The 23,518-nt window shown below is 61.4% G+C and carries 23 protein-coding genes; 15 read left to right on the forward strand and 8 right to left on the reverse strand.

The window, feature by feature from the left end:
• Positions 1-16: 16 nt before the first annotated feature.
• From ecpA to C2U47_RS09800, 5 genes are all read left to right on the forward strand, one after another.
• The gene (gene ecpA, locus C2U47_RS09780) at positions 17-589 is read left to right on the forward strand and encodes a common pilus major fimbrillin subunit EcpA (protein WP_010672341.1); all 573 of its coding nucleotides are present in this window, start codon (positions 17-19) and stop codon (positions 587-589) included.
• 60 nt (positions 590-649) lie between these two features.
• On the forward strand, positions 650-1,309 hold the full coding sequence (locus C2U47_RS09785; protein ID WP_045522689.1) for a fimbria/pilus periplasmic chaperone: 660 nt from the start codon (positions 650-652) through the stop codon (positions 1,307-1,309).
• A 78-nt stretch (positions 1,310-1,387) separates the two neighbouring features.
• A complete protein-coding gene (locus C2U47_RS09790) occupies positions 1,388-3,835 on the forward strand; it encodes a fimbrial biogenesis outer membrane usher protein (protein ID WP_233735883.1) in 2,448 nt (815 codons plus the stop codon).
• A 2-nt stretch (positions 3,836-3,837) separates the two neighbouring features.
• Positions 3,838-5,460, forward strand: coding sequence for a hypothetical protein (locus C2U47_RS09795; protein ID WP_043153743.1), 1,623 nt, complete (start codon positions 3,838-3,840; stop codon positions 5,458-5,460).
• A 14-nt stretch (positions 5,461-5,474) separates the two neighbouring features.
• The gene (locus tag C2U47_RS09800; RefSeq protein WP_043153787.1) at positions 5,475-6,149 is read left to right on the forward strand and encodes a fimbria/pilus periplasmic chaperone; all 675 of its coding nucleotides are present in this window, start codon (positions 5,475-5,477) and stop codon (positions 6,147-6,149) included.
• 34 nt (positions 6,150-6,183) lie between these two features.
• On the opposite strand, the gene leuE is transcribed toward C2U47_RS09800, so the two are convergent.
• The gene (gene leuE, locus C2U47_RS09805; RefSeq protein ID WP_043153740.1) at positions 6,184-6,822 is read right to left on the reverse strand and encodes a leucine efflux protein LeuE; all 639 of its coding nucleotides are present in this window, start codon (positions 6,820-6,822) and stop codon (positions 6,184-6,186) included.
• A 211-nt stretch (positions 6,823-7,033) separates the two neighbouring features.
• Here leuE and C2U47_RS09810 point away from each other — a divergent pair, with 211 nt between their 5' ends.
• Positions 7,034-8,254, forward strand: a complete 1,221-nt coding sequence (locus tag C2U47_RS09810; protein ID WP_043153738.1) for an MFS transporter — start codon at positions 7,034-7,036, stop codon at positions 8,252-8,254.
• A 225-nt stretch (positions 8,255-8,479) separates the two neighbouring features.
• Here the strand turns inward: C2U47_RS09810 and C2U47_RS09815 are convergent, their stop codons facing one another.
• Positions 8,480-9,664 carry an NAD(P)/FAD-dependent oxidoreductase gene (locus tag C2U47_RS09815; protein WP_049637075.1) on the reverse strand — a complete coding sequence of 395 codons (1,185 nt, stop codon included), beginning with the start codon at positions 9,662-9,664 and terminating at the stop codon, positions 8,480-8,482.
• A 162-nt stretch (positions 9,665-9,826) separates the two neighbouring features.
• Complete coding sequence (gene ftnA / locus C2U47_RS09820) at positions 9,827-10,351, reverse strand: non-heme ferritin (RefSeq protein WP_010672333.1); 525 nt, start codon at positions 10,349-10,351, stop codon at positions 9,827-9,829.
• A 209-nt stretch (positions 10,352-10,560) separates the two neighbouring features.
• Between ftnA and C2U47_RS09825 the strand changes: the two genes are divergently transcribed.
• Complete coding sequence (locus tag C2U47_RS09825) at positions 10,561-12,345, forward strand: GGDEF domain-containing protein (RefSeq protein ID WP_049637076.1); 1,785 nt, start codon at positions 10,561-10,563, stop codon at positions 12,343-12,345.
• 17 nt (positions 12,346-12,362) lie between these two features.
• Here the strand turns inward: C2U47_RS09825 and fabV are convergent, their stop codons facing one another.
• Positions 12,363-13,550 carry an enoyl-ACP reductase FabV gene (gene fabV, locus C2U47_RS09830; RefSeq protein ID WP_049637077.1) on the reverse strand — a complete coding sequence of 396 codons (1,188 nt, stop codon included), beginning with the start codon at positions 13,548-13,550 and terminating at the stop codon, positions 12,363-12,365.
• 452 nt (positions 13,551-14,002) lie between these two features.
• Here fabV and C2U47_RS09840 point away from each other — a divergent pair, with 452 nt between their 5' ends.
• Positions 14,003-14,437 carry a universal stress protein gene (locus tag C2U47_RS09840; RefSeq protein ID WP_010672329.1) on the forward strand — a complete coding sequence of 145 codons (435 nt, stop codon included), beginning with the start codon at positions 14,003-14,005 and terminating at the stop codon, positions 14,435-14,437.
• A 191-nt stretch (positions 14,438-14,628) separates the two neighbouring features.
• Positions 14,629-15,642 carry a tryptophan--tRNA ligase gene (trpS, locus tag C2U47_RS09845; RefSeq protein WP_049637079.1) on the forward strand — a complete coding sequence of 338 codons (1,014 nt, stop codon included), beginning with the start codon at positions 14,629-14,631 and terminating at the stop codon, positions 15,640-15,642.
• On the opposite strand, the gene C2U47_RS09850 is transcribed toward trpS, so the two are convergent.
• Entirely contained in the window at positions 15,621-16,595 is a 975-nt protein-coding gene (locus C2U47_RS09850) for a LysR family transcriptional regulator (RefSeq protein WP_103261622.1), read from the reverse strand. The two genes, trpS and C2U47_RS09850, sit on opposite strands and share 22 nt — an antisense overlap.
• 91 nt (positions 16,596-16,686) lie before the next feature.
• On the opposite strand from C2U47_RS09850, the gene C2U47_RS09855 reads away from it, so the two are divergent.
• Together C2U47_RS09855 and C2U47_RS09860 are read left to right on the forward strand one after the other, a co-directional pair.
• Positions 16,687-17,586 (forward strand): DMT family transporter, encoded by a 900-nt coding sequence (locus tag C2U47_RS09855; RefSeq protein ID WP_045522666.1) that lies wholly within the window; start codon positions 16,687-16,689, stop codon positions 17,584-17,586.
• Entirely contained in the window at positions 17,571-17,732 is a 162-nt protein-coding gene (locus C2U47_RS09860) for a hypothetical protein (protein WP_010672325.1), read from the forward strand. The genes C2U47_RS09855 and C2U47_RS09860 overlap by 16 nt, the downstream gene beginning before the upstream one ends.
• A 105-nt stretch (positions 17,733-17,837) precedes the next feature.
• Here C2U47_RS09860 and C2U47_RS09865 read toward each other — a convergent pair whose 3' ends face one another.
• Positions 17,838-18,308 carry a DUF6314 family protein gene (locus tag C2U47_RS09865; RefSeq protein ID WP_102949270.1) on the reverse strand — a complete coding sequence of 157 codons (471 nt, stop codon included), beginning with the start codon at positions 18,306-18,308 and terminating at the stop codon, positions 17,838-17,840.
• 42 nt (positions 18,309-18,350) lie between these two features.
• On the opposite strand from C2U47_RS09865, the gene C2U47_RS09870 reads away from it, so the two are divergent.
• A complete protein-coding gene (locus tag C2U47_RS09870) occupies positions 18,351-19,205 on the forward strand; it encodes a carboxylate/amino acid/amine transporter (RefSeq protein WP_102948989.1) in 855 nt (284 codons plus the stop codon).
• 63 nt (positions 19,206-19,268) lie between these two features.
• Here C2U47_RS09870 and C2U47_RS09875 read toward each other — a convergent pair whose 3' ends face one another.
• Entirely contained in the window at positions 19,269-20,132 is an 864-nt protein-coding gene (locus C2U47_RS09875; protein ID WP_039040669.1) for a GGDEF domain-containing protein, read from the reverse strand.
• A gap of 169 nt (positions 20,133-20,301) precedes the next feature.
• Positions 20,302-21,015, reverse strand: coding sequence for a 3-deoxy-D-manno-octulosonic acid kinase (locus C2U47_RS09880; protein ID WP_010672321.1), 714 nt, complete (start codon positions 21,013-21,015; stop codon positions 20,302-20,304).
• 138 nt (positions 21,016-21,153) lie between these two features.
• Here C2U47_RS09880 and C2U47_RS09885 point away from each other — a divergent pair, with 138 nt between their 5' ends.
• The 3 genes from C2U47_RS09885 (at position 21,154) to rpoZ (ending at position 23,492) form a co-directional block, all read left to right on the forward strand.
• Entirely contained in the window at positions 21,154-22,254 is a 1,101-nt protein-coding gene (locus C2U47_RS09885) for a glycosyltransferase family 9 protein (protein ID WP_102949269.1), read from the forward strand.
• A gap of 256 nt (positions 22,255-22,510) precedes the next feature.
• Complete coding sequence (gene gmk / locus C2U47_RS09895; protein ID WP_045522661.1) at positions 22,511-23,137, forward strand: guanylate kinase; 627 nt, start codon at positions 22,511-22,513, stop codon at positions 23,135-23,137.
• Positions 23,138-23,216: 79 nt separating this feature from the next.
• Entirely contained in the window at positions 23,217-23,492 is a 276-nt protein-coding gene (gene rpoZ, locus C2U47_RS09900) for a DNA-directed RNA polymerase subunit omega (RefSeq protein ID WP_005307060.1), read from the forward strand.
• Positions 23,493-23,518: the final 26 nt, after the last annotated feature.

Raw genomic sequence — 23,518 nt, forward strand, 5'->3', positions numbered from 1 at the left:
TGTAGGAAATATCGTAATGAAGAAGACTCTGATTGCTCTGTCCGTGGCTACCCTGGGCTTTGCCGCCACCGCTCAAGCCGCCGTAGAAGCGTCTGCCGTCGCGACCTGGCAGGCCACTGCCAAGAAAGACACCACTTCCGAGCTGGTGGTCACCCCGCTCTCCAGCCTCTCCTTCCAATATGCCGAAGGGATCAAGGGGTTCAACACCGTCAACGGCCTGTTCGATGTCGCCATCAAGGGTGATGCCAGCGCGACCGACTTCACCCTGAAGGCGAAGAAGCTGAACGGCACCCTGAATCACCTGGGTGGCGACTCCACCGTCGATGTGGGCGTGCTGTGGGGCGGCGCACCGGTCAGCACAACCGCCTACACCACCCTGATCGACACCGCTGCCGGCATCACGGGGGGGAATCTTTCTCCTCTTGCCAACGGCTTCAAGAACGATGCCGAACGCGTCACAGCGCAGGGTTCCTTCACTTTCAACATTGAAAGTGCCACTGCCAGCGGCACCCCCACCACCTTTGACGCCCTGCCGGACGGCCTGTGGAGCGGTGAAGTCAACGTCGAGTTCGTAGCGAACTGGAGCTAACTCATCCACCGCTTACCATTGAGGGCCCTGCGGGGCCCTTTGTTCTCTTAGGGGCACATCATGAACCTGAAAATTGCAGCGATATGGCTGCTGCTCATTCCCGGTATCAGCCAGGCGATCAATGTCGGCGCCGTCACCACCTTCATTGATGCAGGCAGCCAGGAGGTCGCCAAACAGATTGAAAATGGCAGTGACCAGGCCAGATTGGTCACGATCAGCGTGACACGCATCACCTCACCGGAAGAGGGAGGGCAGGAGATCCCCATGGAAGTCAGCGGCGAGCTGATGTTGTCACCCAGTCGGCTGATGCTGCCCGCCAATGCCAAAAACAACGTCAGGTTCTTTTACAAGGGTCCGCAGGATGACAAGGAGCGTTACTACCGCATCCGCTGGCTGGACACGGCGCTCTCCGTCGACGATCAGCGCAACGAACGCCGTCAGGCTGTTGCCACCACGTCAGCACAGATAGGCACCATTCTGGTGGTAACACCACGCCAGCACCGGTTCGCCTATGACCTGAAGGACGACACGCTCACCAACCAGGGCAATGCCTCCTATCGCACGGTAGCGTATGGCCCCTGCCTGAAAGGCGAGGAGCTGTGCAAGGAAACCTACTACGACCTGCCGGGCAAGCAACGCCGGTTCAAGCAGGTCAATATGCGTGATCCAAAGAGCCACCTGGGACTCTGGCTGGGTCAGGAATTCGTCGTCATCAAGTAACCCCCTATCACGGTGCCGCCCCACCCTCTTGCAGGGTGACGGCTCTCGATCTCCACACCCGGAACCATGGTGCTCGATATGTTGAAAAAAGCCTGGCTGTTGCCGCTCTCCTGGCTGATTGCGATGTCAGCCTCGGCCAGCACTGCTGCCCCTCTCAAAATTGCCAACGTCATCATTCCTGCCAGTTTTGCCAAGGCGCTGGAAGAGGGGCTGGCGGTACCGGTACGCCTGCGATACACGGATGAGGACAACAGGATCGACACCCTGACCGACGACACCATCGGCAATGCCACCCTGCTGCTGCAAGACGGCAAGCTGCACTTGTTGCACCTTGATTTCAGTGCCGGCCAGCAGCAAGGCGTGCTGAACGATGCCCTTACCACTCTGCTCTCCAGCAAGCAAAGACGCACCTTTTCTGCCGATGGCGCCTTGCAGATCGATGCCGATGCCAGCATGCAGCTGGACCTCGTCGCCATGCTGCTCACCATCCGGGTGTCACGGGATGCCTTTGGCCAGGCGAGGCAATCTGACAACCGTGTCGCACTGACCCCGACGGTGGACACCCTGACGGGCGTACAGCGCTACAACCTGGGTTACTCCTTCATCAATACCCCCCAGAGCGGGCACCAGGACTCCAATTTCCTGCAGCTGGAGAGTACCGTAGGGCTGGGCGCGCACCATGTCGCCGTGGATGCATCCCTTTACAACCTGGGTGAGCCGGAGCAGAGCGGCGACATCTACCGCGCCATGTACGAACGGGATCTCGATGATCGCCGCATCGCAGCAGGCATGGTCTCGACATGGGACCTGCAGACCCTGGGGGTGGTGACGGGCCTGACCACGGGTCGCCTCTACGGCGCATCCTATGGCAACCAGGCGCAATCTCGAAAACAGACCACCAACGAATCGACCACTCCGGTGCAAGTCTTCATGCCCGCCAACGGCGAGGCCAGGGTCTATCGGGATGAACGCCTGATAGGCCTGCAAAACCTGGCGATCGGCAACCAGCACATCGACACCTCCGCGTTCCCCAACGGGGTCTACAACGTCACGGTCGAAGTCTATGTCGACGGCCGCCTGACCAGCACGACCACCCAGCGAGTCACCAAGCTGGGCGGCAATCAGGGCTTTACCCGGGAGTGGGGATGGCAATGGTGGGGAGGCATGATGGAGAACAGCCAGCACAGCGGCGATTCCCCCCTGCTCGGTCTGTCGCTGGCACGCTCGCTGGATACCCTTGATCTGGCGACGACCACCTATGCTTTCAGGGATGCGGCCGTCGGCGAGGCACGCGCAAGCTGGCAGGTCACGGATCGCCTCGGCACCCAGTTACAAAGCATGCTGTCCACCGATCACTCCTGGCGGCTGGCGTCCAGCCTTTCCTTGCAAGCCCATGACAATGCCTCCCTGTGGGTCAGCCAGGAAAAACTGTATGCAGGCGATGCCCTGGGAGTGAGTGCAACCGAGCTCTACTCTGCCGGCATCACGATCAATCTGGGTGGCTGGGTCAGCGGCATGGGCCAGCTGACCTTCAACACCACGCACGACCGTCAGATGAACAGCGATCGCAGTTATGCGGATTACTACCAGCACCTCTATGCGGGCCGATACGGCAACCTCTCCATGCGCGCCAGCCTGCAGAGCGACAGTGGCACACTCAATGGATTCAGCAACAAGAGCATCACCCTGGACTACTCCATCCCGTTCGACAATCTGTTCAGCTTCGGCATGAGCAGCAACGAGCAGGGCCAGACCACGGCCAACCTCAACTATCAGAAGCGCATGGAGGGAGCCATCAATCTGGCCGCGCTGAATGCCTCCCGCATGATGCACGGCAGCGACACACACAATATGGCGCCTTCCGGCACCCTGGGGTTCGAGAACAGGGTCATCGGCGGCACCATGACGCTGGGTCGCGGTCATGGCGGCGACGTGAATGGCAACCTGATTGCACGGGGTGCCCTGATCACCACGGAGAACGACGTGATCGCATCCAGCCGGAGCACCTCTGGTTCAGGCCTCATCATCAATACCGGCATCCACCGGGAAGGACAGATGCTCGCCAAGGTGAATGGACAGGACTACCCCCTGCAAGGGGAACAGACCTTCCTGGCGCTCCCGCCTTATCAGGAATACGAAGTGGAACTGCTCAACAGCAAGACGGGCAAGGACAGCTATGACATCAACACCGGCAAGCAGCGCTACACCCTGTTCCCCGGCAACGTCGCCACTCTGGATGCCGGCAGCAGCATCAAGGAGATGGTCACCGTGTTTGGCGTACTCAGGGCAGAAGATGGCTCGCTGCTTGCTAACGCCCGCATTGACAACCACATCGGCACCACGGTGACCAACGAGGTCGGCGAGTTCACCCTGGACGTGGACAAGGCCAACCCCATGCTGACTTTCCGCCGGGGAAGCGACTTCTGTGAAGCCGACCTGGATCTTGCACAACACACGGGCGCGGCCTGGGTCGGCATCGTGACCTGCCAAGGACTGCCCACCTACGCCATGGTGAGAGAGTATTGAACATGAACATCACACACAGATTGCTGCTGGTCATTGCACTTGGCGCCGGCTGGGCACAGCAAGGCAGTGCGGCTGTATCCAAAACCGTCTGGCCGAATGCCGCGCTGCGCCATTTTCTGTTAATTGAAAATCAGGAAGACAACAACCTGTTTGTTGCGCCGACTGATGGCCTGGATCCGCGTCTGACCGGCGCAAATGCCTGGACCTCGCTCAAAGGAAATGGTCAGGTGAGCCTGGCGTACGTTGATAACGGATACAACACCGATATCAACAACTGGAACGTCGATATGTGGGAAAACGGCCCTATTCGCCGTCCTTATGTCAACCAACGCTGCATCATGTCTTATACCCGTTGTGACCCCGATACCGCTGAGGCGGTCAACAAGCCGGCCGTCGTTGATGATTTGGGCTTCTTCGGTCTCATTGGGGCATCTGCCGGGTGGGGACATGGCAAATTGAGTGCAAGTTTCTTTGATTATCTTCGAACCATGCCTGTCGGAGCTGTTTTGAACAGGGAGATGAACCTGTGCAGGACCACGCTAAAATATGACGCGGCAGCCGGTGAACGCTGTATCAATCAGAACAGCGGAAACTGGTACGTCAGAAACATGCAGCACAAGAAGGCCGGCCATCTTCGTTTCGTACAAACCAATGCAATAAGTGAAGTCATTGTGGACAGCAATGGTGTTCCTTATGTCTTGCCCGGTTCACAAGGCTGTGAGAATTACAGGCTGGGTACCCGAGATGGGATTTTGTGTCGTTTTCTTGATTACAACTTCAATGAAGATGGCAGTCAGAACTACACCGAGCCCTACATGTATACCAATGTCAAAAACAGCTCGCTGAATAGCGCCATTGGTTCTGCGGATCTGCAAATGAGCGCAGATTTGAAAAATTGGGCAAGCAAAGGCTCTCGCTACAACATCAGCTATTTAAGAGGACAGCCATCTGTTTATCTTTTCTTGTCCAGCAATTTCTTCAAACAAGTTGTAAGGCTGGGACTGCAAGATCAACTGACTCGCAGTCTGATCAACTTCAATATGAAGAATGGATATGCTCCCGAGAGTGGATACTATGAATTCAGCGGCACAACCGAAATTCATATAAAACCACGGGACTTCAGCGTATCCATCTTGTCTTCGGAGGGCGTCAGCAATCCTTACAGGGAGGGGCAGGTCGGAAAAGACATTCTGAGCTTCTCATACAATATCTCTGATAGCGGCCCCATCAGTGCCGATATGCTGGAAATTTCTATTTCACAGGACAGGGGGTCGCCTTATCGGGGATATTGCACTTTCTATCCGGCAGGCTCCTTCGCACCTGAACAGGCCGTCCCCATCCCTACCAGGCTGGTATTCGATTCGGTGGCTCATGGAGCGGGTTCACGGCACGCCATTCGCTGCGATCGCACACCGGTGGATATTCGCACCCTCGGAATACAGGACAATCAACCACCACAGGAGTGGAATGATCCCGTCAACGGCCAGGGCATCACCCGGTTTTACAAGCTGGCGCTGGAATTCGACCTGACCGATCCCATGGTGCAGCGCACCATGGGCGACGAGATGTGGGAAGGCGAGGTGGAACAAAGCGGCACCATCATCATCAAGGGGACCTGGCGCTGACCATGGAGTACAACATGCATCGTCTACTTTGGCCCTTGCTGGGCGGCTTGCTGGCCTCACAGGCCGCCGCCCTCGACATCGGCGCCATGACTCTTGCCATGGCGCCAGAGCAGGAGTTCATTACCAGAACCCTGACCAACAACAGTGCTTCACCCAAGCTGTACGACATACAAATGGAAAAAATCAGCGACCCCACGGCCAGAGGCAGAACACTGCCCACCGTCCCCGGTGAGCTGCTGTTTGCCCCCAGGCGCTTCACCCTGCACGCCAGACATGCCCAGAACGTCAAGTTCTACTACAAGGGGCCCGCCGATGACCATGAGCGTTACTACCGCATCACCTTCACCGAGTCACCGGCAGCCCAGGTGGATGAAGGCAGCCAGACGCAGCACCGGGGAACCGTCGAGGTGAAACTGGCCCTGCAGTCCATCCTGGTGGTGCGCCCGCGTCAGTCACGTTTTGCATACCAGTTGGACCCGGCACAGAGCGCCATCACCAATACCGGCAACACCTATTTCGAGTTCATGGTGAAACGGGGCTGCCAGCAGGCGGACAGCGAGGCGGACAGCAAGTACCTGCTGCCCGGGGAGACCTACCACAATCCCGGGATCAATCAGCCGGGCAACCAGAAGCTCATCGTCTACCAGTCCCGCTTCATCCCCGTGGGCAAGGATTGCTGGCCAGACTAGGTGCCCGACACCGGACGGTCAGCAATCCCCAGGGTCAGGAGGAGAGCGTCGCCAGCCTGGCCGCAAACCCCATGAAGAAGAGGCCGATAAGGCCGTTGCCGAGACGGGCCGCCGTCTGGCGCTGACGGAAAAAGCGGGCCATCAGGGTACCGCCGAAGATCAGAAGGGTCAGGTAGACGAAGCTCATCGCTTCCAGCATGCCAGCCAGCACCAGGTAGGAGATCCAGGTGTGGGCATAGCTGAAGTCGATGAACTGCACGAAGAAAGAGACGTAGAACAGGATCGCTTTGGGATTGGTGAGGCTCAGGGTGAGGGCCTTGGTAAAATAGCGCTCACCGGGATCCATATCGGACGCCGGTCCCGCCTTTTTGGCGATGAAGTTCGCGTGCAGGATCTTCACCCCCAGATAAAGTAGGTAGATGGCGCCCAGATAGCGCACCAGGGTAAAGAGCAATGGGGTGGTGCGAATGAGGGACGCGATCCCCAGATAGGCGCAGAAAATGAGGATGGCATCGCCGACGAAGACGCCGAGGGCGGCGCGATAACCCGGGCCTATGCCGCGCACGGCACCGGTTCGCAGCACATAGAGGGAGTTCGGGCCCGGGGCGATGATGATGAAGAAGAGACCGACCAGATAGGTCCAGACGTTGATGACACCCAGGCTTTCGAACATGTTCCCTCCATGGCGGGCGATGGGCCGGATAACGGCGGCAGGCCTTCTATACTAATCCGCCCCGCGCCAAGCACAAGATCTGACCAGCCATCCACACGCCGTCAGCATGAACGGCCTGCGCGCCACGCGAACGCAATCCGGGAGTTCGCCCACTTTGGTTATGTCCAGATACGCCGGGATAGGGCATGGTAGAGGGAGTGATCCCCCAGCCATGGACAAGACCTTGAGTACCGACACCCCGATCACCGCCCCGCCCGCGGTGGACAACCCGACTACCACCGCTTATCCGGTGATCGCCGCCATCAGCTTCTCGCACCTGTTGAACGACATGATGCAGTCGGTACTGCTGGCCATCTATCCCCTCCTGAAGCTGGGGCTCGATCTGTCGTTCACCCAGATAGGTCTCATCACCCTCACCTACCAGTTCACGGCCTCGCTGCTGCAACCCCTGATCGGCCTCTATACCGACCGCAGACCCATACCCTACTCCCTGCCTCTGGGCATGGGCTTCACGCTGGTGGGGCTGCTCTACCTGTCGCAGGCAGGCAGCTTTGGCGCCGTGCTGTTGTCGGCCATGCTGATCGGCATGGGCTCCTCCGTCTTCCACCCGGAATCCTCTCGGGTCGCCCGCATGGCGGCCGGCAACCAGCCCGGTCTGGCCCAGTCTCTGTTCCAGATCGGCGGCAATCTGGGATCGGCCATCGGCCCCCTGCTCGCGGCGCTCATCATCGTGCCGAAGGGACAGGGCAGTGCGGCCTGGTTCTCGTTGTTCGCACTCATCGGGGTCATCGTGCTCAGCTTCGTCGGCCGCTGGTCCAGCCACCATGCTGCCAGCTTCCATCGGCGGATGAGGGCCCATGCTGGCACCGGCCTGAGCCGCCGCCAGATTGGCTGGTCACTGGCTATCCTCGGTCTGCTGATGTTCTCCAAGTTCTTCTACATGGCCAGCCTGAGCAGCTATTACACCTTTTACCTGATGGACAAGTTCCACCTGTCGCTGGAGAGCGCCCAGCTCTATCTGTTCGCCTTCCTGTTTGCCGTCGCGGCTGGGACAGTGCTCGGCGGGCCACTCGGCGATCGCATCGGGCGCAAGCGGGTGATCTGGATCTCCATCCTCGGCGTCGCTCCCTTCACCCTGCTGCTGCCCCACGTCGACCTGTTCTGGACCTCGGTGCTGTCGATCGTCATCGGCCTCATCCTGGCGTCGGCCTTCTCCGCCATCCTGGTCTACGCCCAGGATCTGGTACCCGGCAAGGTCGGCACCATTTCCGGCCTCTTCTTCGGCTTCGCCTTCGGCATGGGAGGGATAGGGGCCGCCCTGCTGGGCAAATTGGCCGATGCCACCAGCATCGAAACCGTCTATCAGGTCTGCGCCTATCTGCCCCTTATCGGCCTGCTGACCGCCTTCCTGCCCAATATCAGGAGAGGCTAGAGGCCAAGCGGCAGCCAGCGACCGACCATAAAAAACGCGGCCTGAGCAGGCCGCGTCTGGTTCCATCACTCGGGCCGCCTGACACGGCCCGATCCGCTCGGACTCATCCGCTGAGCCTCTTTGTCAGCAGTACGGCCTCTCCCCCAGCCCGACGACCGGGCCCACTGGAAGTTGTCACCCGAGAGGCCGCTGACGGGACCATTCACAGCAAGGATGCGGCATCCCTCAGCAGTACTGGCCTGCCACCCAGCCCGACGACCAGGCCCACTGGAAATTGTAACCACCGAGCCAGCCGGTCACATCGACCACTTCGCCGATGAAGTAGAGGCCGGGCACGGTGCGCGCCTCCATGGTCTTGGAGGAGAGCGCGTTGGTATCCACTCCCCCTAAGGTCACTTCGGCGGTGCGATACCCTTCGGTGCCGTTGGGCAGGATCTGCCAATCCCCCAGCAGGGTGGCCACCGCCTCCAGCTCCCGTTCGTTGTACTGGCGCATCGGCTTGCTCACCAGCCATCCCAGCTCCACCAGCTTGTCGACGAAGCGCTTGGGCAGCTCGCGCCCCAGCACGGTTTTCAGCTCCTGGGCAGGATGGGCCTGGACCCAGGTCTTGAGGGTCTCTGGAATGTCGAGATCCGGCAGCAGGTTGATGTGAATCTTCTCCCCCGCCAGCCAAAAAGAGGAGATCTGCAGGATGGCGGGGCCGGAGAGGCCGCGATGGGTGAACAGCATGGCCTCCTTGAAGCGGGTGCCATCCTCGGCGGTCACCGCCACCGGCAGGCTGACCCCCGCCAGATCGGCGAAGGCCTCCTTGTCGGCCTGATGCAGGGTAAAGGGCACCAGCCCGGCGCGAGTCGGCAGCACGGTGAGGCCGAACTGCTCCGCCAGCTTGAAGCCATAAGGGGTAGCACCGAGTTTCGGCATGGAGAGGCCGCCGGTGGCGACCACCAGCGACGAGCAGGCGATCTCCCCCTTGCTGGTGTCGAGCACGAAGCCTTCATCTGTCTTGCTGACGGTGAGGATCTCGGTCTGGAACTGCAGGGTCACGCCAGCCCAGTCGCACTCGGTCAGCAGGATGTCGACGATATCCTTGGCGCTGTCGTCGCAGAAGAGCTGGCCCAGCGTCTTCTCGTGGTAGTTCAGGCCATGCCTGTCCACCAGATCGATGAAATCCTGCTGGGTATAGCGCGCCAGCGCCGATTTGCAGAAGTGGGGGTTGGCCGAAAGGAAGGCATGGGGACCCACCTGATGATTGGTGAAGTTGCAGCGACCGCCGCCGCTGATGAGGATCTTGCGGCCCGGCTTCTTGGCGTTGTCGAGCACCAGCACGGAGCGACCCCGGTAGCCAGCCTGGGCCGCACACATCAATCCGGCCGCCCCGGCACCGATCACCACCACATCCACCTGTTTCATCGTCACTCACCCATCAAAAGAAAAACGGCCCCTTTACCTTAAAGGACCGTCATTGTACCCGGCAGACACCAGCACAGCGGTACAAGGACACCTGCAAATAGAAAACGGCCCCTTTACAAGGGGCCGTCATTGTACTGACTGAACACTAAGTGTCCACGACTATCAGGCGTTGCCGTCCATGATGCTGGCCGGTGCGCCCTTGGCCAGCTCGGCCAGCTCCTTGTCGATGAAATAGAGGCCCTTGCCATCCTCGCCCACCAGGCTCAGACGGTCGACGATGCTCTTGAACAGCTTCTCCTCTTCGTGCTGCTCGGCCACGTACCACTGCAGGAAGTTGAAGGTGGAATAATCCTGGGTGGTGAAGGCGACATGGGCCAGACCGTTGATGCACTTGGTGATGTGATACTCGTGCTCCAGGGTGGTGCGGAAGATGTCACCCAGGGACTTGAATTCATGGGGAGGCGCTTCGATGGCCCCCAGCACCGGCATGGCACCGGTCTCGCTCACGTAGGTGAACAGGCGCTCCATGTGCTGGCGCTCCTCGACCGCATGCTGGCGCAGGAAGGTGGCGGCCCCCTCGAAGCCCTTGTCCTCGCACCAGGCGCTCATCTGCAGGTAGAGGTTGGAGGAATAGAATTCAAGATTAATCTGCTCGTTCAACTTCTCGATCATGGCTTTGGCCAACATGATGATTCTCCACTGTGATTTGCCCACGATTGTCGCCACTGTTGCATCCTGACGCAACCAGAGACAACCGACGCACCCCGCAGTTGCGACGACTTTTCACCTCATCCTCTCCCCCATACGGTTATAGAGAAGCAAAGAAACATGGTGTAGGTGACATCAGCCATTATGATGGCGCCATTGGTCGGGGAAAGGATTCAATGAGATTCATAATGGCACTGGCGCTGCTCTGGATGACCCAGTTGCAGGCAGCTCCCTCCTTGCTGAAAGAGGCTGAATTGCAGGCGGCGCGCGATCCCGTCGGCTATCTGCAGCGCCTCGACGCCAGTCCCCAGCAGGATATGGAACTGTTCTACGCCAGGTCCCTGGCCCAGGCAGCCCTTGGCCGCTATCCACAGGCACAGCGCGACAATGCCCGCGCCCGCGGTCTGGCCAATGCCCAGCAGGAGACCCTTCGCCTGCTCGACTTCCGGTTGCAGCAGATTGCCCTGACCCTGGATGCCGATACGCCGGATCAGGCGCTCGAGCTGCTCACCCAGCTCTGGCCAGCGGTCCGGCATCACCCCAGGCAGGTCTCGGAGTGGCATGCCCTCAACGGGCTCGCCCTCTACCGTACCCAGCAGATGAAAGAGGCGATCCTCGAGCTCAAGACCGCCTATCACCTCAAGCAGAAAGAGCCGGGTTCCATCCTCTCCACCTTGCAGTGCGGCCGTCTGCTGATGACCCTCGGCAACCTCTATGCGGACCTCAATCTCTACCGTGAGGCCGAGACCTATTATCAGGATGCCCTCGGCCAGATGGTGCAGCTCAACGAGCCCAACAGCCAGGCCATCATCCGGGCCAACATGGCCAGGCTCTACATCGACATGGGCCAGCCTGCCAGAGCCAGCCAGTTGCTCGATACCCTGCTGGCCACGCCGAGCCTGTCACCCCACTATCGCGCCATCGTCCTCGGCTACCAGGCCATGGTGTTCAACGCACGGGCGGACTGGCACTCAGCCTGGCGCAGCTTGGAGGAGGCACAAGCCATCTATGACAGGCTGGATAGCCCGCAGGCGGCCTCCCGTCTGACCGAGATCCGGGCAAGAACCCTGCTGGGTCGTGGCGAGAAGCAGCTGGCCCTGCAACTGCTGATGGAGCACACCGCCCCTCTCTCCATGGATGGTCGGGCGATGCAGGCCAGGTTGCTGGCCGATCTGGGCCGCTACCCCGAGGCCTATGGGGCCATGACCCGCTACATGCAGTACTACAAGCAGCACTTCAACCAGACCCTGAGCCAGCACGCAGCCGCCTTCCAGGTCGAGATGGATCTGGCTCGCAGCGAGGCCAGCAATCGCGCGTTGCAGCAGGAAAACGAGAGCAAGCGCCAGCAACTGCTCTACCAGCAGAGTGCCCGCTACTACCAATTGCTGCTGCTGGTGCTGCTGGCCGTCGCCTTGATCCTGCTCGGGCTCACCACCCGCAGGCTCCACCGCAGCTCGCGCCACCTCTACAAGCTCGCCACCTTCGATCAGCTGACCGGGCTGCCAAACCGGCGCGCCCTGCTGGAGAGACTGGGTCAACAGTGGCTGCACGAAACGCCCCTGACCCTGCTCATCATCGACATCGATCACTTCAAGCAGATCAACGACAAGCATGGTCACCAGGCGGGGGATCAGGCTATCCGGCAGTTGGCCAGGGAGCTCAAGAGCTGGGCACCGGACCAGCAATTGATCGGGCGCTGGGGCGGGGAAGAATTTCTGGTGGCCATGACCCAGGACGGGGCCACCTGCTGGCGGCTGGCGGAGCAGCTGAGAAGCCGGATCGCCTACCTGGCCGCCCCCCACATGACCATCAGCATCGGGGTGGCGGAACGCTCGACGCAGGATGACAGCCTGAGCCAGCTCATTCATCGGGCCGACATGGCCATGTATCAGGCGAAGCGCCAGGGGCGCAACCAGACCGTGCTGGCCCAGTCTCCCCACCTTTCCCCTGAACTGGCCTGCAACGTCGCCTGATGCCCCTCGTGCGGGTGTCAGGGCGTCAGCTCAGTGAGTGACGCCACGTTCACCGGCGCACCGTAATCCACCCCCGGCAGCTCGAAGCCGTTGAGCTGCATGAACTCCTGGCGCAACCCGGCAAAATCCCCCAGGGTGCGGAAGTTCTCCGGCGTCACCTTGGGCCAGAGTGCCGAGACGGCGGCCTGCACCGCTGGCTCAAGCTCGTGGTCATCCATCCGGATCAGCCGGTTGCCATCGGCGACGACCCCTCTGGGCCCGTACATCTTGTCGGCAAACAGCCGCTGCATCTGCTCGATGCAGCCCTCGTGGACACCACGCTCCTTCATCACCCCCATCAACAGGCCCAGATAGACAGGCAGCACCGGAATAAACACGCTCGCCTTGGTCACCAGCGCCTTGCAGACCGACACCCAGGCATGACCGCCAATCCCGGCAAGTTGCAGGTTGATGGTCTCGGCGGTGGCGTGCAGGTGCTCCTTGGCATAGCCGATGGTGCCGTCCCGATAGAGGGGGTAGGTGGACTCGGGGCCGATATAGGAGTAGGCAACGGTCCGGGCGCCGGGGGCCAGGCAATCCGCCTGCTGCAATGCCTGCATCCAGCGCTGCCAGTCCTCTCCCCCCATCACGGTGACGGTGTCGCGGATCTCCTCCGGGGTGGCTGGCACCAGCGACTGCTGCACCAGCGCATCGTGCTCCAGATCCAGCCCCCAGCCTTGCAGCGGCTGGCCTGTGGTCTTGAGCACCGAGCGTACCTGTGTGCCATCCGGCATCACCCTGACTCCGCTCGCCAGCGAATAGACCACCAGATCCACCTGCCCGAGCTGCTGGCGGATGACGTCGATGGCCTGCTGGCGCATGGTGTCGGAGAAGGCATCCCCGATCAGGTTGACGGCGATGCGACCGGCTTGCTCCGCCGCCTGACGAAACCAGATGTTGTTGTACCAGCCAGCACTGCCGAGCCCCTTGTCGGAGGGACCCCGCTCGAACGAGACGCCCAGGGTATCGGCCCCGGCGCCGAAGGTGAGCGCGACCCGGGACGCCAGCCCGAAACCGGACGATGCCCCCAGCACCAGCACCCGTTTCGGCCCGTTGAACGGCCCCGCCGCCCGCACCTGTTCGATCTGTTGCAGCACGGCGGCGCGACAACCCATGGGGTGGCAATTGCGGGCAACACAACCCTGGATCTGGGGATGAATGATCATGAAGGACTCTCCGGTGCATCGGTGGGACATGAGAAACGGCCATGACAGCGTCACCCGGTTGCAGGTGAGGAGCCCTGGCCGTTTTGCCAAGGGAACTGGCTACAGCATAACCAAGGAGGGCGGGATTACCTTGATGTCGGACGGGATATGGGCTGGAAGAGGGCAGAAAAACAAAAGGGAGCGCGAGGCTCCCCAAAGCGGTATTCAGATGCTTTTTGTTGTTTTGTGTTCATTGCGAAGCACGGGCACATCCTATTCCCCCACCTTCCCGGGGGCAATAGCACGCCTGTGACCGGTGTCAAACTCCTGTTCAAAATATGCACTCCCCGGCCACCTGCACCTCTACGCCTTCCGGTTCGGGGTCAGGCAAATCCTGAAACTGTGGCGACGATGCCGTTTTAGTTTCAGCAGACATTGGTATAGTGGACCCAGGATCAGTGAGGAGAACTCCCATGAATGGAACCTATTACAAACACGTACTGGCCGCGATCGACCTGTCGGAAGACAACCGCAAGGTGATCGAGAAGGCGGTCGACCGGGCCCGCTCCAACGGCGCCAAGCTGTCGGTGATCCATGTGGATGTGGACCTCAAGGATCTCTACACCGAGATGATCGACATCGACATCGACAACGTGCAGGACCAGGTGATCGCCGAAGCGAAGGAGAAGCTGGAAGCCTTCCTCGCCTCGGTGGACTACCCCATCGAGAAGAAGCTGGTGATCTGCGGCGATCTGAGCGAGCGGGTCAACCAGGCGGTCAAGGACTACCAGATCGACCTGCTGGTGTGCGGCCATCGCCAGAGCTTCTGGAGCCTGCTCACCTCGAGCGCACGCCAGCTGATGAATACCGTGCCCTGCGACATGCTGGTCGTGCCCTTGCAGAAGTGATCGAACAGGCGTAGTGTGATTTGCCATGAATATGACCTCATTCAATCACAACTACTGGTGGTGCTGCTTCTAAACAGGCGGCACTGCTTTTCTATGTAAAATTTCCAAAAGAAAACACCGTGACCGCCGAGAGGCGGTCATTGTTTTCATCCCTTTGTCGCCTCCCGGCTCACCCAACTGGAGAGAGTGACATGCACAACCCCGTGATCCTGACCGGTGACCGCCCCACCGGCAAACTGCACATCGGCCATTACGTCGGCTCCCTGCGCCAGCGCGTGGCCGCCCAGCACCATTACCGCCAGTTCGTCATGATCGCCGATCTGCAGGCGCTGACCGACAACGGCCACAACCCGGCCAAGGTGACCGATCACGTGCTGGAGGTAATGGCCGACTACCTGGCCGCCGGCCTCGACCCGGCCAAGACCACCTTCTGCCTGCAGAGCGCCCTGCCCGCCCTCGCCGAACTCACGACCTACTACCTCAACCTGGTCAGCGTCGCACGGCTGGAGCGCAACCCCACCGTCAAGGCCGAAATCCAGCAGAAAGGGTTCGAGCGCAGCCTGCCCGCCGGCTTCCTCGTCTATCCGGTCAGCCAGGCCGCCGACATCACCGCCTTTCGTGCCACTCACGTGCCGGTGGGCGAGGATCAGCTGCCCATGCTGGAGCAGACCAACGAGATAGTGCGCCGCTTCAACACCCTGGTGGGCAAAGAGGTGCTGACCGAGTGCCAGCCCATCCTGAGCGACACCGGCCGCCTGCCCGGCATCGACGGCAAGGCCAAGATGTCAAAGTCCCTTGGCAACACCATCGAACTCGGCATGTCGAGCGACGAGATCAGGCAGGCGGTGTTCGCCATGTATACCGACCCCAATCACCTCAAGGTGAGCGATCCGGGTCAGGTGGAGGGCAATACGGTGTTCGCCTATCTGGATGCCTTCCACCCTGACAAGGCCCTGGTGGCCGAGATGAAAGCCCACTACCAGCGCGGCGGTCTGGGGGACATGCGCTGCAAGCAGGTACTCAACGACTGCCTGCAGGCCCTGCTTGCCCCGATGCGGGAGCGGCGCGAGGCGGCCATCGCCGACAAGCGTCAGCTGCTGCGCCTGTTGCAGCAGGGCACCGAGCAGGCCCGGGCCCTCACCGACGAGGTGCTGGCCGAGGTGAAGGGGGCGATGGGGCTGGACTACTTCTCCGGATTGGCGTGATCTGCCCCCTGCGGCGCGGGATAGCCGAGCGCATCCGCGCCGTAGCGCTCCCTCGCCAGCCGGTGCAACAGCCCCTTGAACCAGCCGATCGCCTCGTCATGGGCACTGAGCGGGTGGCCCGCCATCAGATAGACGATGGGGATGGCGGGTTCCAGCTGGTGCAGTCGCAACGGATAGTGGCGACAGAAGTGGCGCCCGATCATCTCGGGCACCACCACCAGGTAGCGGCCGGTCGCCATCAGCGGCGGTACCGCCATAAAGCTCGGCAGCCTGACCCCCAGCTCCCGCTCCACCCCGAAACGGGCCAGCCAGAGATCCACCATGGCCTGGCTGTGGCCCCAGCTGGAGGTGTGGATATGGGGGCGGCTGACCAGTTCTCCCGGCCCCAGCATGTCGGGCAGGGCGCTGCCGAGGGGCGACAAACAGACCAGCGGATTGCTGAACCACTCCTCGCGCCACAACCGGGGCGAGAGGTGGTTGGCACCGGCAAACCCGATCACCAGATCCAGTTCCCCCTTCTCCAGCTCCCGCTCGTAGTCGCTGTCCGCCAGCTCGCACACTTCCAGTCGGCAGTGGGGAGCCTGCTGCACCATCCACTCCACCAGCACCGGCACCAGGCCGTGCTCCACCGAGCCCGGGGTGGCGATGCGAAACACTCGCTGGGCACTGGCGGGATCGAACCCCTTCGCCTGCCGCAGCCCCTGCTCCAGCATGGCCAGCGCCTGACGTACCGGGCTGGCCAGTGCCTTGGCCCGCTCGGTCGGCATCATCTCGCGCCGACTCATCACGAAAAGGGGATCATCCAGCGCCTGGCGCAAGCGCCCCAGCGCATGGCTGACGGTGGACTGGGAGAGGTGTAGCAGTTCGGCGGCGCGAGTGACGTTGCGCTCCTGCATCAGCATGTCGAACACGGTGAGCAGGTTGAGGTCGAGGCGGGAGAGGGGCAGTTCCATCGATATTGGCCATAGTTGAATGACGACAATTCATTTTTGGCATAGTAGCAGATTGCATAGAATGCGCAGGCGAATTACATCGGAGATTCAAATGCGTAGCTATCTGTTGTTGCTGGCGATCGGCCTGTTGTGGGGCTCCCAGTTCATTTTCATGCACCAGGCCGTGGCTGAACTGCCCCCCATCATGGTGGCCGCCGGACGCGCCCTGTGCGGCAGCCTGACCCTGGGTCTGCTCTGCCTGTTCATGCGCCTCAAGAGTGAACACACGCCCTGGCGAACCTATATGCTGATCGCCCTGCTCGACGCCACCATCCCCTTCATCATGGTGGCCTGGGGACAACAGTACGTGGACAGCGCCATCGCGGCCGTGGTCATGGGTTGTATCCCCTTTGTGACCATTCTGGCGGCTCCTTTGTTTATTTCTGGTGAAAGAATCACCAAGGGCGGCCTCGTCTCCGTGATCATCGGCTTCATCGGCGTGCTGGTGCTGTTCTGGCCCAAGCTGACCAGCGGCATGAATGCCGGCCTGCTCGGTGCCATGGCCATCCTGTTCGGTGCCAGCTGCTTCGCCATCGGCCTGCTGATGATCAAGCGCTTTGCCAAGGACCATCCTGTGGTCGTGGCCCGCAACATCCTGATCTCCTCAGCCATCCAGCTGCTGCTGGCCGCGCCCTTCGTGGCCGACCTGAGCACCCTCACCCTGCCGAGCCAGCAGGCCATGGGCGCCGTCGCCATGCTGGGGATCTTCTGTACCGGCCTGGTCTACTTCCTCTACATGGCGCTGATCCAGAAAGCGGGCCCGACCTTCGCCTCCTTCAGCAACTACCTGGTGCCGCTGTTCGGCGTCATGCTGGGAGCCCTGTTCCTCGGCGAGCAGATCCAGTCCACCACGGGCGTGGCGCTGGCCCTGATCCTGGGTTCGGTCGCCCTCAACCAGTGGGCACAGCAGCGCCGCCAACAGCGGGAGGCAGCCCTATGTCAGGCATCCTGACCACCCTCTGCGGCGGTCTGGTACTGATAGCCGGCTGGCAGTATCGCCACCGGCTGGCCGGGGTGCTGGGTCTGCTGATGGTGCTGCTGCCCTGGTTCTTCGACAGCAAGCTGCAAGCCATGCTGAACTATGCACTGAATGCCTGAAGACCCTCTCTGCGTGTGTGACGAGAGTGTATCTCTCCTGTTTTTGGGACCGTTTTAACAAAACCTCCGATTTGTCCCCTCTACCGGCGCCCTGCGCCGGTTTTTTTATCTCTGCGCCTCTGGTCCGTAGCGATAACTCAACCGCTCGTTCTTGCGCGGCCCCGTTATCTGCCAGGCGAGCAGGAAGCCCCCGCCGGTTTCGGTCAGCTCGGCGCTGTAGTGATCCTGCCCGCACAGGTGAGGCTCGGCCGTGACCCAGTGCCCGTCCCCCCGGGGCAACAGCTCGAACAACATCACCGGCTGCTCGTAGCGCAGGTGGGAGAGCATGATCCCCCGTGCGGTGCGCTGCCACCAGAAGCGGTTGTGCATGGTCAGCTCCCGGCCATGGGGCGTGGTGTAGCGACCCGTCTCGGCATACAGCCACCCCCCATGGTGATCGGTCACCACCACGGCCCCCTCCCCGCGACCGCACCAGTCGGTGGCGGATCCGGCCCCGTTGCTCGCCTCGAAGGCAAATGCTCCGATCTGTGACAACCCTTCCCATAAACGCTGGATCGCGCCTTCCAACTCGGCCATCATAGCGCCCTCCAAATTGACAACTGACGACAATTCAATCACATGAACTACTTGATAGGGGTTACCCTGCTCTGGTCCTTCTCCTTCAGCCTGATCGGGGTCTACCTTGCCGGTCAGGTGGATGCCTACTTCTCGGTACTGACCCGCATCGTGCTCGCCAGCCTGGTGTTTCTGCCCTTCCTGCGCCGTCGCTGGCTGCGCCCCGATCTGGTGGCCAAGCTGATGGCCCTCGGTGCCATCCAGCTCGGCATCATGTATCTCTTCTACTACCACTCCTTCCTGCTCTTGACGGTACCGGAAGTGCTGGTGTTCACCATCTTCACCCCCATCTATGTCACCCTGATCCACGACCTGCTGGAAGGGCGCTTCAAGCCTGTCTATCTGTGGGGGGCCCTGCTGGCGGTGCTGGGGGCGGCCGTCATCCGTTTCGACGGCCTGACCGAAAACTATGTACTGGGATTCCTGGTGGTGCAGGGCGCCAACGTCTGCTTCGCTCTGGGCCAGGTAGGCTACAAGGTGCTGCTGGCCCGGGAGGCTGAGCAGCCGCCCCAGCTGGCGATGTTCGGCTGCTTCTATCTGGGCGCCCTGGTGATCGCCCTGCCCGCCTGGTGGCTGCTGGGCAAACCTCAATATCCCGCCAGCTCCCTGCAATGGGGCATCCTCTTCTGGCTGGGGGTCGGGGCATCCGGGCTCGGCTACTTCCTGTGGAACAAGGGGGCGACCCTGGTCAGCAGCGGCGTGCTGGCCATCATGAACAACGCCTTGATCCCCGCGGGTCTGCTGGTCAATCTGGTGCTCTGGGGAAAGGATACCGACCTGCTCAGGCTCGGTCTGGGCGCCCTGCTGATGCTGGCTTCTCTCTGGGTCTGCCAGCGTCAGCAGGTCAGTGAGCGCTGACTGAAAACCATTGACGCTGATGGGTCCATCGGCGTCAATGGGTACGCGGACAGTGACTGGCCGTCAGCCGACCACGGCGTTGTGTTCCCGCTTCGCCTGACCGTGGCAGGAGGCCAACCGGGCCAGCAGGTGATCGAGCTGCTCGGCACTCTGGCTCTGCACCAGGCCGATGCTCACGGTCACCGGGCGCTGGGGCAGCAGGCTGGCGTCGGCGATCTCAAGACGCAGCCGCTCGGCAATCTCCAGGCCGCTCAACCGATCGGTCTGGGAGAGCATCAGGATGAAGCCGTCTTCGTCCCAACGAGCGAAAGGATCTTCCCGGCGCAGCTCGCGGCGCACGATGCGGGCCAGCTTGGCCAGCATGGCGTCGCAGGCCGCCTCCCCGAACAACTGCAGGATCTTGCTGCGGTGATCCACGCTGAACTGCAGCAGACAGAAACTGCCGCTCTCGCTGGCCAGCCGTTCATCCAGCAACAGCTCGAAGTGGCTGCGGCTCTCGAGGCCGGTGAGGGGATCCGTGTCATGGCGATCCTCCAGGGGCGCCATGGCGGCATCCAGATGGCGAACCACCCCCAGCAGTTGACCCCCTTCGTCGCGACGGACCCGCTCCTCCAGCCGGATGTAATGGCCCTGATGGTGCAGGATGCGGTACTCGAGTCGAAGCCCGTTGCTGCGCCCTTGCTGACAGGCCTCCAGGGCCTCTGCCAGACGGGGAGCATCATCCGGATGTACCCGATCCAGCCAGCCGAGATCTCCCAGCTCGCCCCCCTCCAGACCCAGCAGTTGCAGACAGGAAGGGTCCCGCCTCAGACCCTGCCCGGCCGACCAGGTCCAGATCCCGGCCTCCAACATCGCCATGGCCTGTGCCATCAGCGTCACCTCAAGGGGAGTGGTGACCTCAACCCCGGGAGTCTCATACCTTTCCATCACGCGCCTCGAAACCGGATCTGAATATCTGTCCAAGCAATCACACTCAATAAGTAACATTGGTGCTGGCGCCGAGCAACCGCGCCAGCATCGCTGGCCTCGCACCTCTCGCCCCCGGTGGTCCGCCATCAGGGCTTGCCAGCCTCCAGATACGAAGTGAAGCTCGACGTCACGCCACCTTGCCCTGATAGCCTGCCATCAGGGCCTGCCAGTTTTCCGGCACGAAGTGGAAGCTGGTGTGCAGTTGCGACTCCTTGTTGAAGGAGCGCAGCAACCGCTCCAGGTTGGCCTGCTGCCAGTTGCCGGGGGAGCGGATGGCTCCTTTGTCGAAGTCGATCACCCACACCTTGCCCTCCTTGTCGAGCAGCAGGTTGTGGCTGTTGAGATCCGCATGATAGACCCCTGCATCGTGCAACTGGCGCACCGTTTTGCCTATCTTGTGCCACACCTCACCGGCGATCGGCCCCTGCTTGAGCAGGGCCACCAGATCCTTGGCGCCGCGAATGCGCTCGATCAGGATGTCGGCCCGATAGAAGGGCCCCTGCTTGACCATGCGGGCCGCAAAGGGGCGCGGCACCGGCAGCCCCTGTTCACTCAGGGTCGCCAGCAGACGATATTCAGCCATGGCCCGGCTGCTCTCCACCCCTTCAAACCAGAACCGGTCACGCACCAGCTTGCCCACCATGCCGCCACGGTAGTAGTGACGCAGCACCAAGTGACGGGACTCATCCTTCACGAACCAGGTCACCCCGCGGCCGATGGAAGAGCCCACCACCTGGCGATGGGTCTGCCACCAGACAGGATCGAACAAGGCAGGGGAAGGATCGCGGAAGACTCCGTCGGCATACCAGCAGACCTGGTTGTGGGTGGTGTGTGTCAGCATGATGAGAATTCCGGTCGATAGTGGGTGCAGGGCCTCCATTCAGAAAGCCGTGCCGGTCGGGCAACCGGCGCAATTTTACAATCCACAGGGGAGTTTGCATAATGCCATCCATCCATTTTGCCATCGTTGCGCCACATCATGCCGCTGTTCCAAACGCCGCCCTCCTCCATCTGCATCCTGCGGCTCTCCGCCATCGGAGATTGCTGCCACGCGCTGGCGCTGGTGCGCGTCATCCAGCGGGAGTGGCCCCAGACCCGCATCACCTGGATCACCGGCAAGATTGAGGCGACCCTGTTCGCCGATCTGCCGGGGGTCGAGGTCATTCCCTTCGACAAGAGCAAGGGGTGGCGCGGCTATCGCGATCTCTGGCAGACCCTCAAGGGGCGCAGGTTCGATGCCCTGCTTCACCTGCAGGCCGCCATGCGCGCCAGCATCGCCACCCTCGGCATCAAGGCCAAGGTCAAACTCGGGTTTGATCGGGAGCGCGCCAGCGACGGTCAGTGGCTGTTCACCAACCATCGGGTCCCCTCACCCGCCTCCCCCCACGTCCTGGACGGCTTTCTCGCCTTCGCCAAAGAGCTCGGGATAAAGGATCTGACCCCGGACTGGCAACTGCCCATCAGCGCCGAGCACCAGGCCTGGGCGAAGGAGAAAATTGGCGGCAAGCCGACCCTGCTCATCTGCGCCGCTGCCAGCAAGGCATTCAAGAATTGGACTGCCGCCGGCTATGCCGCGCTGGCGGATCACGCCGCAGACAAGGGCTTTCAGGTCTATCTGTGCGGCGGACCGGCCAAGCTGGAGCGGGATCTCGCCGCCGAGATCCAGCGCCTCAGCCAGAGCAAGCCGGCAGATTTGGTGGGGCAGACCAGCCTCAAGCAATTGCTGGCGCTGATTGGCGAGGCGAGCCTGGTGCTGGCCCCGGATACCGGCCCTGCCCACATGGCCACCCTGGTGGGAACACCCGTGATCGGCCTCTACGCCCACCACAACCCCGCCCGTACCGGCCCCTATCTGTGCCGGGATTATCTGGTCAGCGTCTATCAGGAACTGATTGAGCAGGAGACCGGCAAGCCGCTGGCCGAGCTCGGCTGGCGCACCCGCCTCAAGGATCCGGACGCCATGGCCAAGATAAGCCGCGAGCGGGTCATCGCCGCCTTCGACCGCCTCTGTACCGACAAGCATCTTCTACCGACCCAGGGCAACTCGGAAATTCCGAGCCCTGGCGCAGGGATAATCTGATGGCCCGGCCCCGGCTCCGTGGGCAGAATGGCCCTCTATGCGGGTAACGCCCGCACAGCAAGCTACGGATATTTTGATCGGCTGGAATATGATTCCGGCCGTTTTTTTATCCGCCCCCATCTGCTAACATTCGCCGCCTTTACATCCTCCTGACTCTGATTCCTCCGCGCATTGCGAGCAACCGTCTCCCTTATCGGGCACAAGACGGCGGCCTCTGCTACAACCAAAGCGCGGATCATCGCTTAAAGGTACAGACATGGCGCAACAAGGCACTCTCTATATCATCTCTTCCCCGAGCGGGGCCGGTAAGTCCAGTCTGCTCAATGCCTTGCTGACCCAGCACAACGCCGCCGGCAAGATGCAACTCTCGGTCTCCCACACCACCCGCGCCACCCGTCCCGGTGAAGAGCACGGGGTGCACTACCACTTCGTCAAAGTGGAAGAGTTCAAGGCGCTGATCGAGCGCGGTGACTTTCTGGAGTGGGCAGAAGTCTTCGGCAACTACTACGGCACTTCCCGCGCCGCCATCGAGGCCTGTCTGGCGCAGGGCATCGACGTCTTCCTCGACATCGACTGGCAGGGTGCCCGCCAGATCCGCGAACTGATGCCGACCAAGTCCATCTTCATCCTGCCCCCCAGCCGCGAGGAGCTGGAGCGCCGCCTGATCGGCCGCGGCCAGGACAGCGCCGAGGTGATCAAGGGCCGGATGGAGAAAGCCATTGCCGAAATGGTGCACTACGACGAGTATGACTATGTCATCATCAATGAAGACTTTGATCAGGCACTGTTCCAGCTCAGGGCCATCATAGAGTGCCAGCGCCTGGAAATGCGTCAGCAACAGCAGGCCCAGCAAAACTTGCTGAAACAGCTACTGGCAGAGTAAGCCAAAAACAAGTAAACTTTTGCGTCATTTTTAAACACCGCTTTTTCAATCACAGAAAGCCCAAACACTGGAGTCCCGCATGGCCCGCGTTACTGTAGAAGATGCTGTAAAACAGGTAGGTAACCGTTTTGACCTGGTGCTGGTCGCCGCGCGCCGCGCTCGTCAAATCGCGGTACAAGGCAAGGATCCCCTGGTCGACGAAGAGAACGACAAGCCGACCGTGATCGCCCTGCGCGAGATCGAACTGGGTCTGGTCAACAACCAGGTGATGGATACTCAGGACCGCTACGAGCAGCAAGAGCAGGAAGCCGCCGAGCTGGCTGCCGTTGCTGCCATCGCAGAAGGTCGCGGCTAAGTCAGTCGCTTCCCATAGTCGGCGCC

Source organism: Aeromonas sp. ASNIH7, from assembly GCF_002903485.1.
Lineage (GTDB): Bacteria > Pseudomonadota > Gammaproteobacteria > Enterobacterales > Aeromonadaceae > Aeromonas > Aeromonas caviae.

Excerpts from the sequence above, each read along its gene's own strand:
- ecpA (WP_010672341.1), top strand. The coding sequence starts at position 17 with ATGAAGAAGACTCTGATTGCTCTGTCCGTGGCTACCCTGGGCTTTGCC.
- C2U47_RS09785 (WP_045522689.1), top strand. The coding sequence starts at position 650 with ATGAACCTGAAAATTGCAGCGATATGGCTGCTGCTCATTCCCGGTATC.
- C2U47_RS09790 (WP_233735883.1), top strand. The coding sequence starts at position 1,388 with ATGTTGAAAAAAGCCTGGCTGTTGCCGCTCTCCTGGCTGATTGCGATG.
- C2U47_RS09795 (WP_043153743.1), top strand. The coding sequence starts at position 3,838 with ATGAACATCACACACAGATTGCTGCTGGTCATTGCACTTGGCGCCGGC.
- C2U47_RS09800 (WP_043153787.1), top strand. The coding sequence starts at position 5,475 with ATGCATCGTCTACTTTGGCCCTTGCTGGGCGGCTTGCTGGCCTCACAG.
- leuE (WP_043153740.1), bottom strand. The coding sequence starts at position 6,822 with ATGTTCGAAAGCCTGGGTGTCATCAACGTCTGGACCTATCTGGTCGGT.
- C2U47_RS09810 (WP_043153738.1), top strand. The coding sequence starts at position 7,034 with ATGGACAAGACCTTGAGTACCGACACCCCGATCACCGCCCCGCCCGCG.
- C2U47_RS09815 (WP_049637075.1), bottom strand. The coding sequence starts at position 9,664 with ATGAAACAGGTGGATGTGGTGGTGATCGGTGCCGGGGCGGCCGGATTG.
- ftnA (WP_010672333.1), bottom strand. The coding sequence starts at position 10,351 with ATGTTGGCCAAAGCCATGATCGAGAAGTTGAACGAGCAGATTAATCTT.
- C2U47_RS09825 (WP_049637076.1), top strand. The coding sequence starts at position 10,561 with ATGGCACTGGCGCTGCTCTGGATGACCCAGTTGCAGGCAGCTCCCTCC.
- fabV (WP_049637077.1), bottom strand. The coding sequence starts at position 13,550 with ATGATCATTCATCCCCAGATCCAGGGTTGTGTTGCCCGCAATTGCCAC.
- C2U47_RS09840 (WP_010672329.1), top strand. The coding sequence starts at position 14,003 with ATGAATGGAACCTATTACAAACACGTACTGGCCGCGATCGACCTGTCG.
- trpS (WP_049637079.1), top strand. The coding sequence starts at position 14,629 with ATGCACAACCCCGTGATCCTGACCGGTGACCGCCCCACCGGCAAACTG.
- C2U47_RS09850 (WP_103261622.1), bottom strand. The coding sequence starts at position 16,595 with ATGGAACTGCCCCTCTCCCGCCTCGACCTCAACCTGCTCACCGTGTTC.
- C2U47_RS09855 (WP_045522666.1), top strand. The coding sequence starts at position 16,687 with ATGCGTAGCTATCTGTTGTTGCTGGCGATCGGCCTGTTGTGGGGCTCC.
- C2U47_RS09860 (WP_010672325.1), top strand. The coding sequence starts at position 17,571 with ATGTCAGGCATCCTGACCACCCTCTGCGGCGGTCTGGTACTGATAGCC.
- C2U47_RS09865 (WP_102949270.1), bottom strand. The coding sequence starts at position 18,308 with ATGGCCGAGTTGGAAGGCGCGATCCAGCGTTTATGGGAAGGGTTGTCA.
- C2U47_RS09870 (WP_102948989.1), top strand. The coding sequence starts at position 18,351 with ATGAACTACTTGATAGGGGTTACCCTGCTCTGGTCCTTCTCCTTCAGC.
- C2U47_RS09875 (WP_039040669.1), bottom strand. The coding sequence starts at position 20,132 with ATGGAAAGGTATGAGACTCCCGGGGTTGAGGTCACCACTCCCCTTGAG.
- C2U47_RS09880 (WP_010672321.1), bottom strand. The coding sequence starts at position 21,015 with ATGCTGACACACACCACCCACAACCAGGTCTGCTGGTATGCCGACGGA.
- C2U47_RS09885 (WP_102949269.1), top strand. The coding sequence starts at position 21,154 with ATGCCGCTGTTCCAAACGCCGCCCTCCTCCATCTGCATCCTGCGGCTC.
- gmk (WP_045522661.1), top strand. The coding sequence starts at position 22,511 with ATGGCGCAACAAGGCACTCTCTATATCATCTCTTCCCCGAGCGGGGCC.
- rpoZ (WP_005307060.1), top strand. The coding sequence starts at position 23,217 with ATGGCCCGCGTTACTGTAGAAGATGCTGTAAAACAGGTAGGTAACCGT.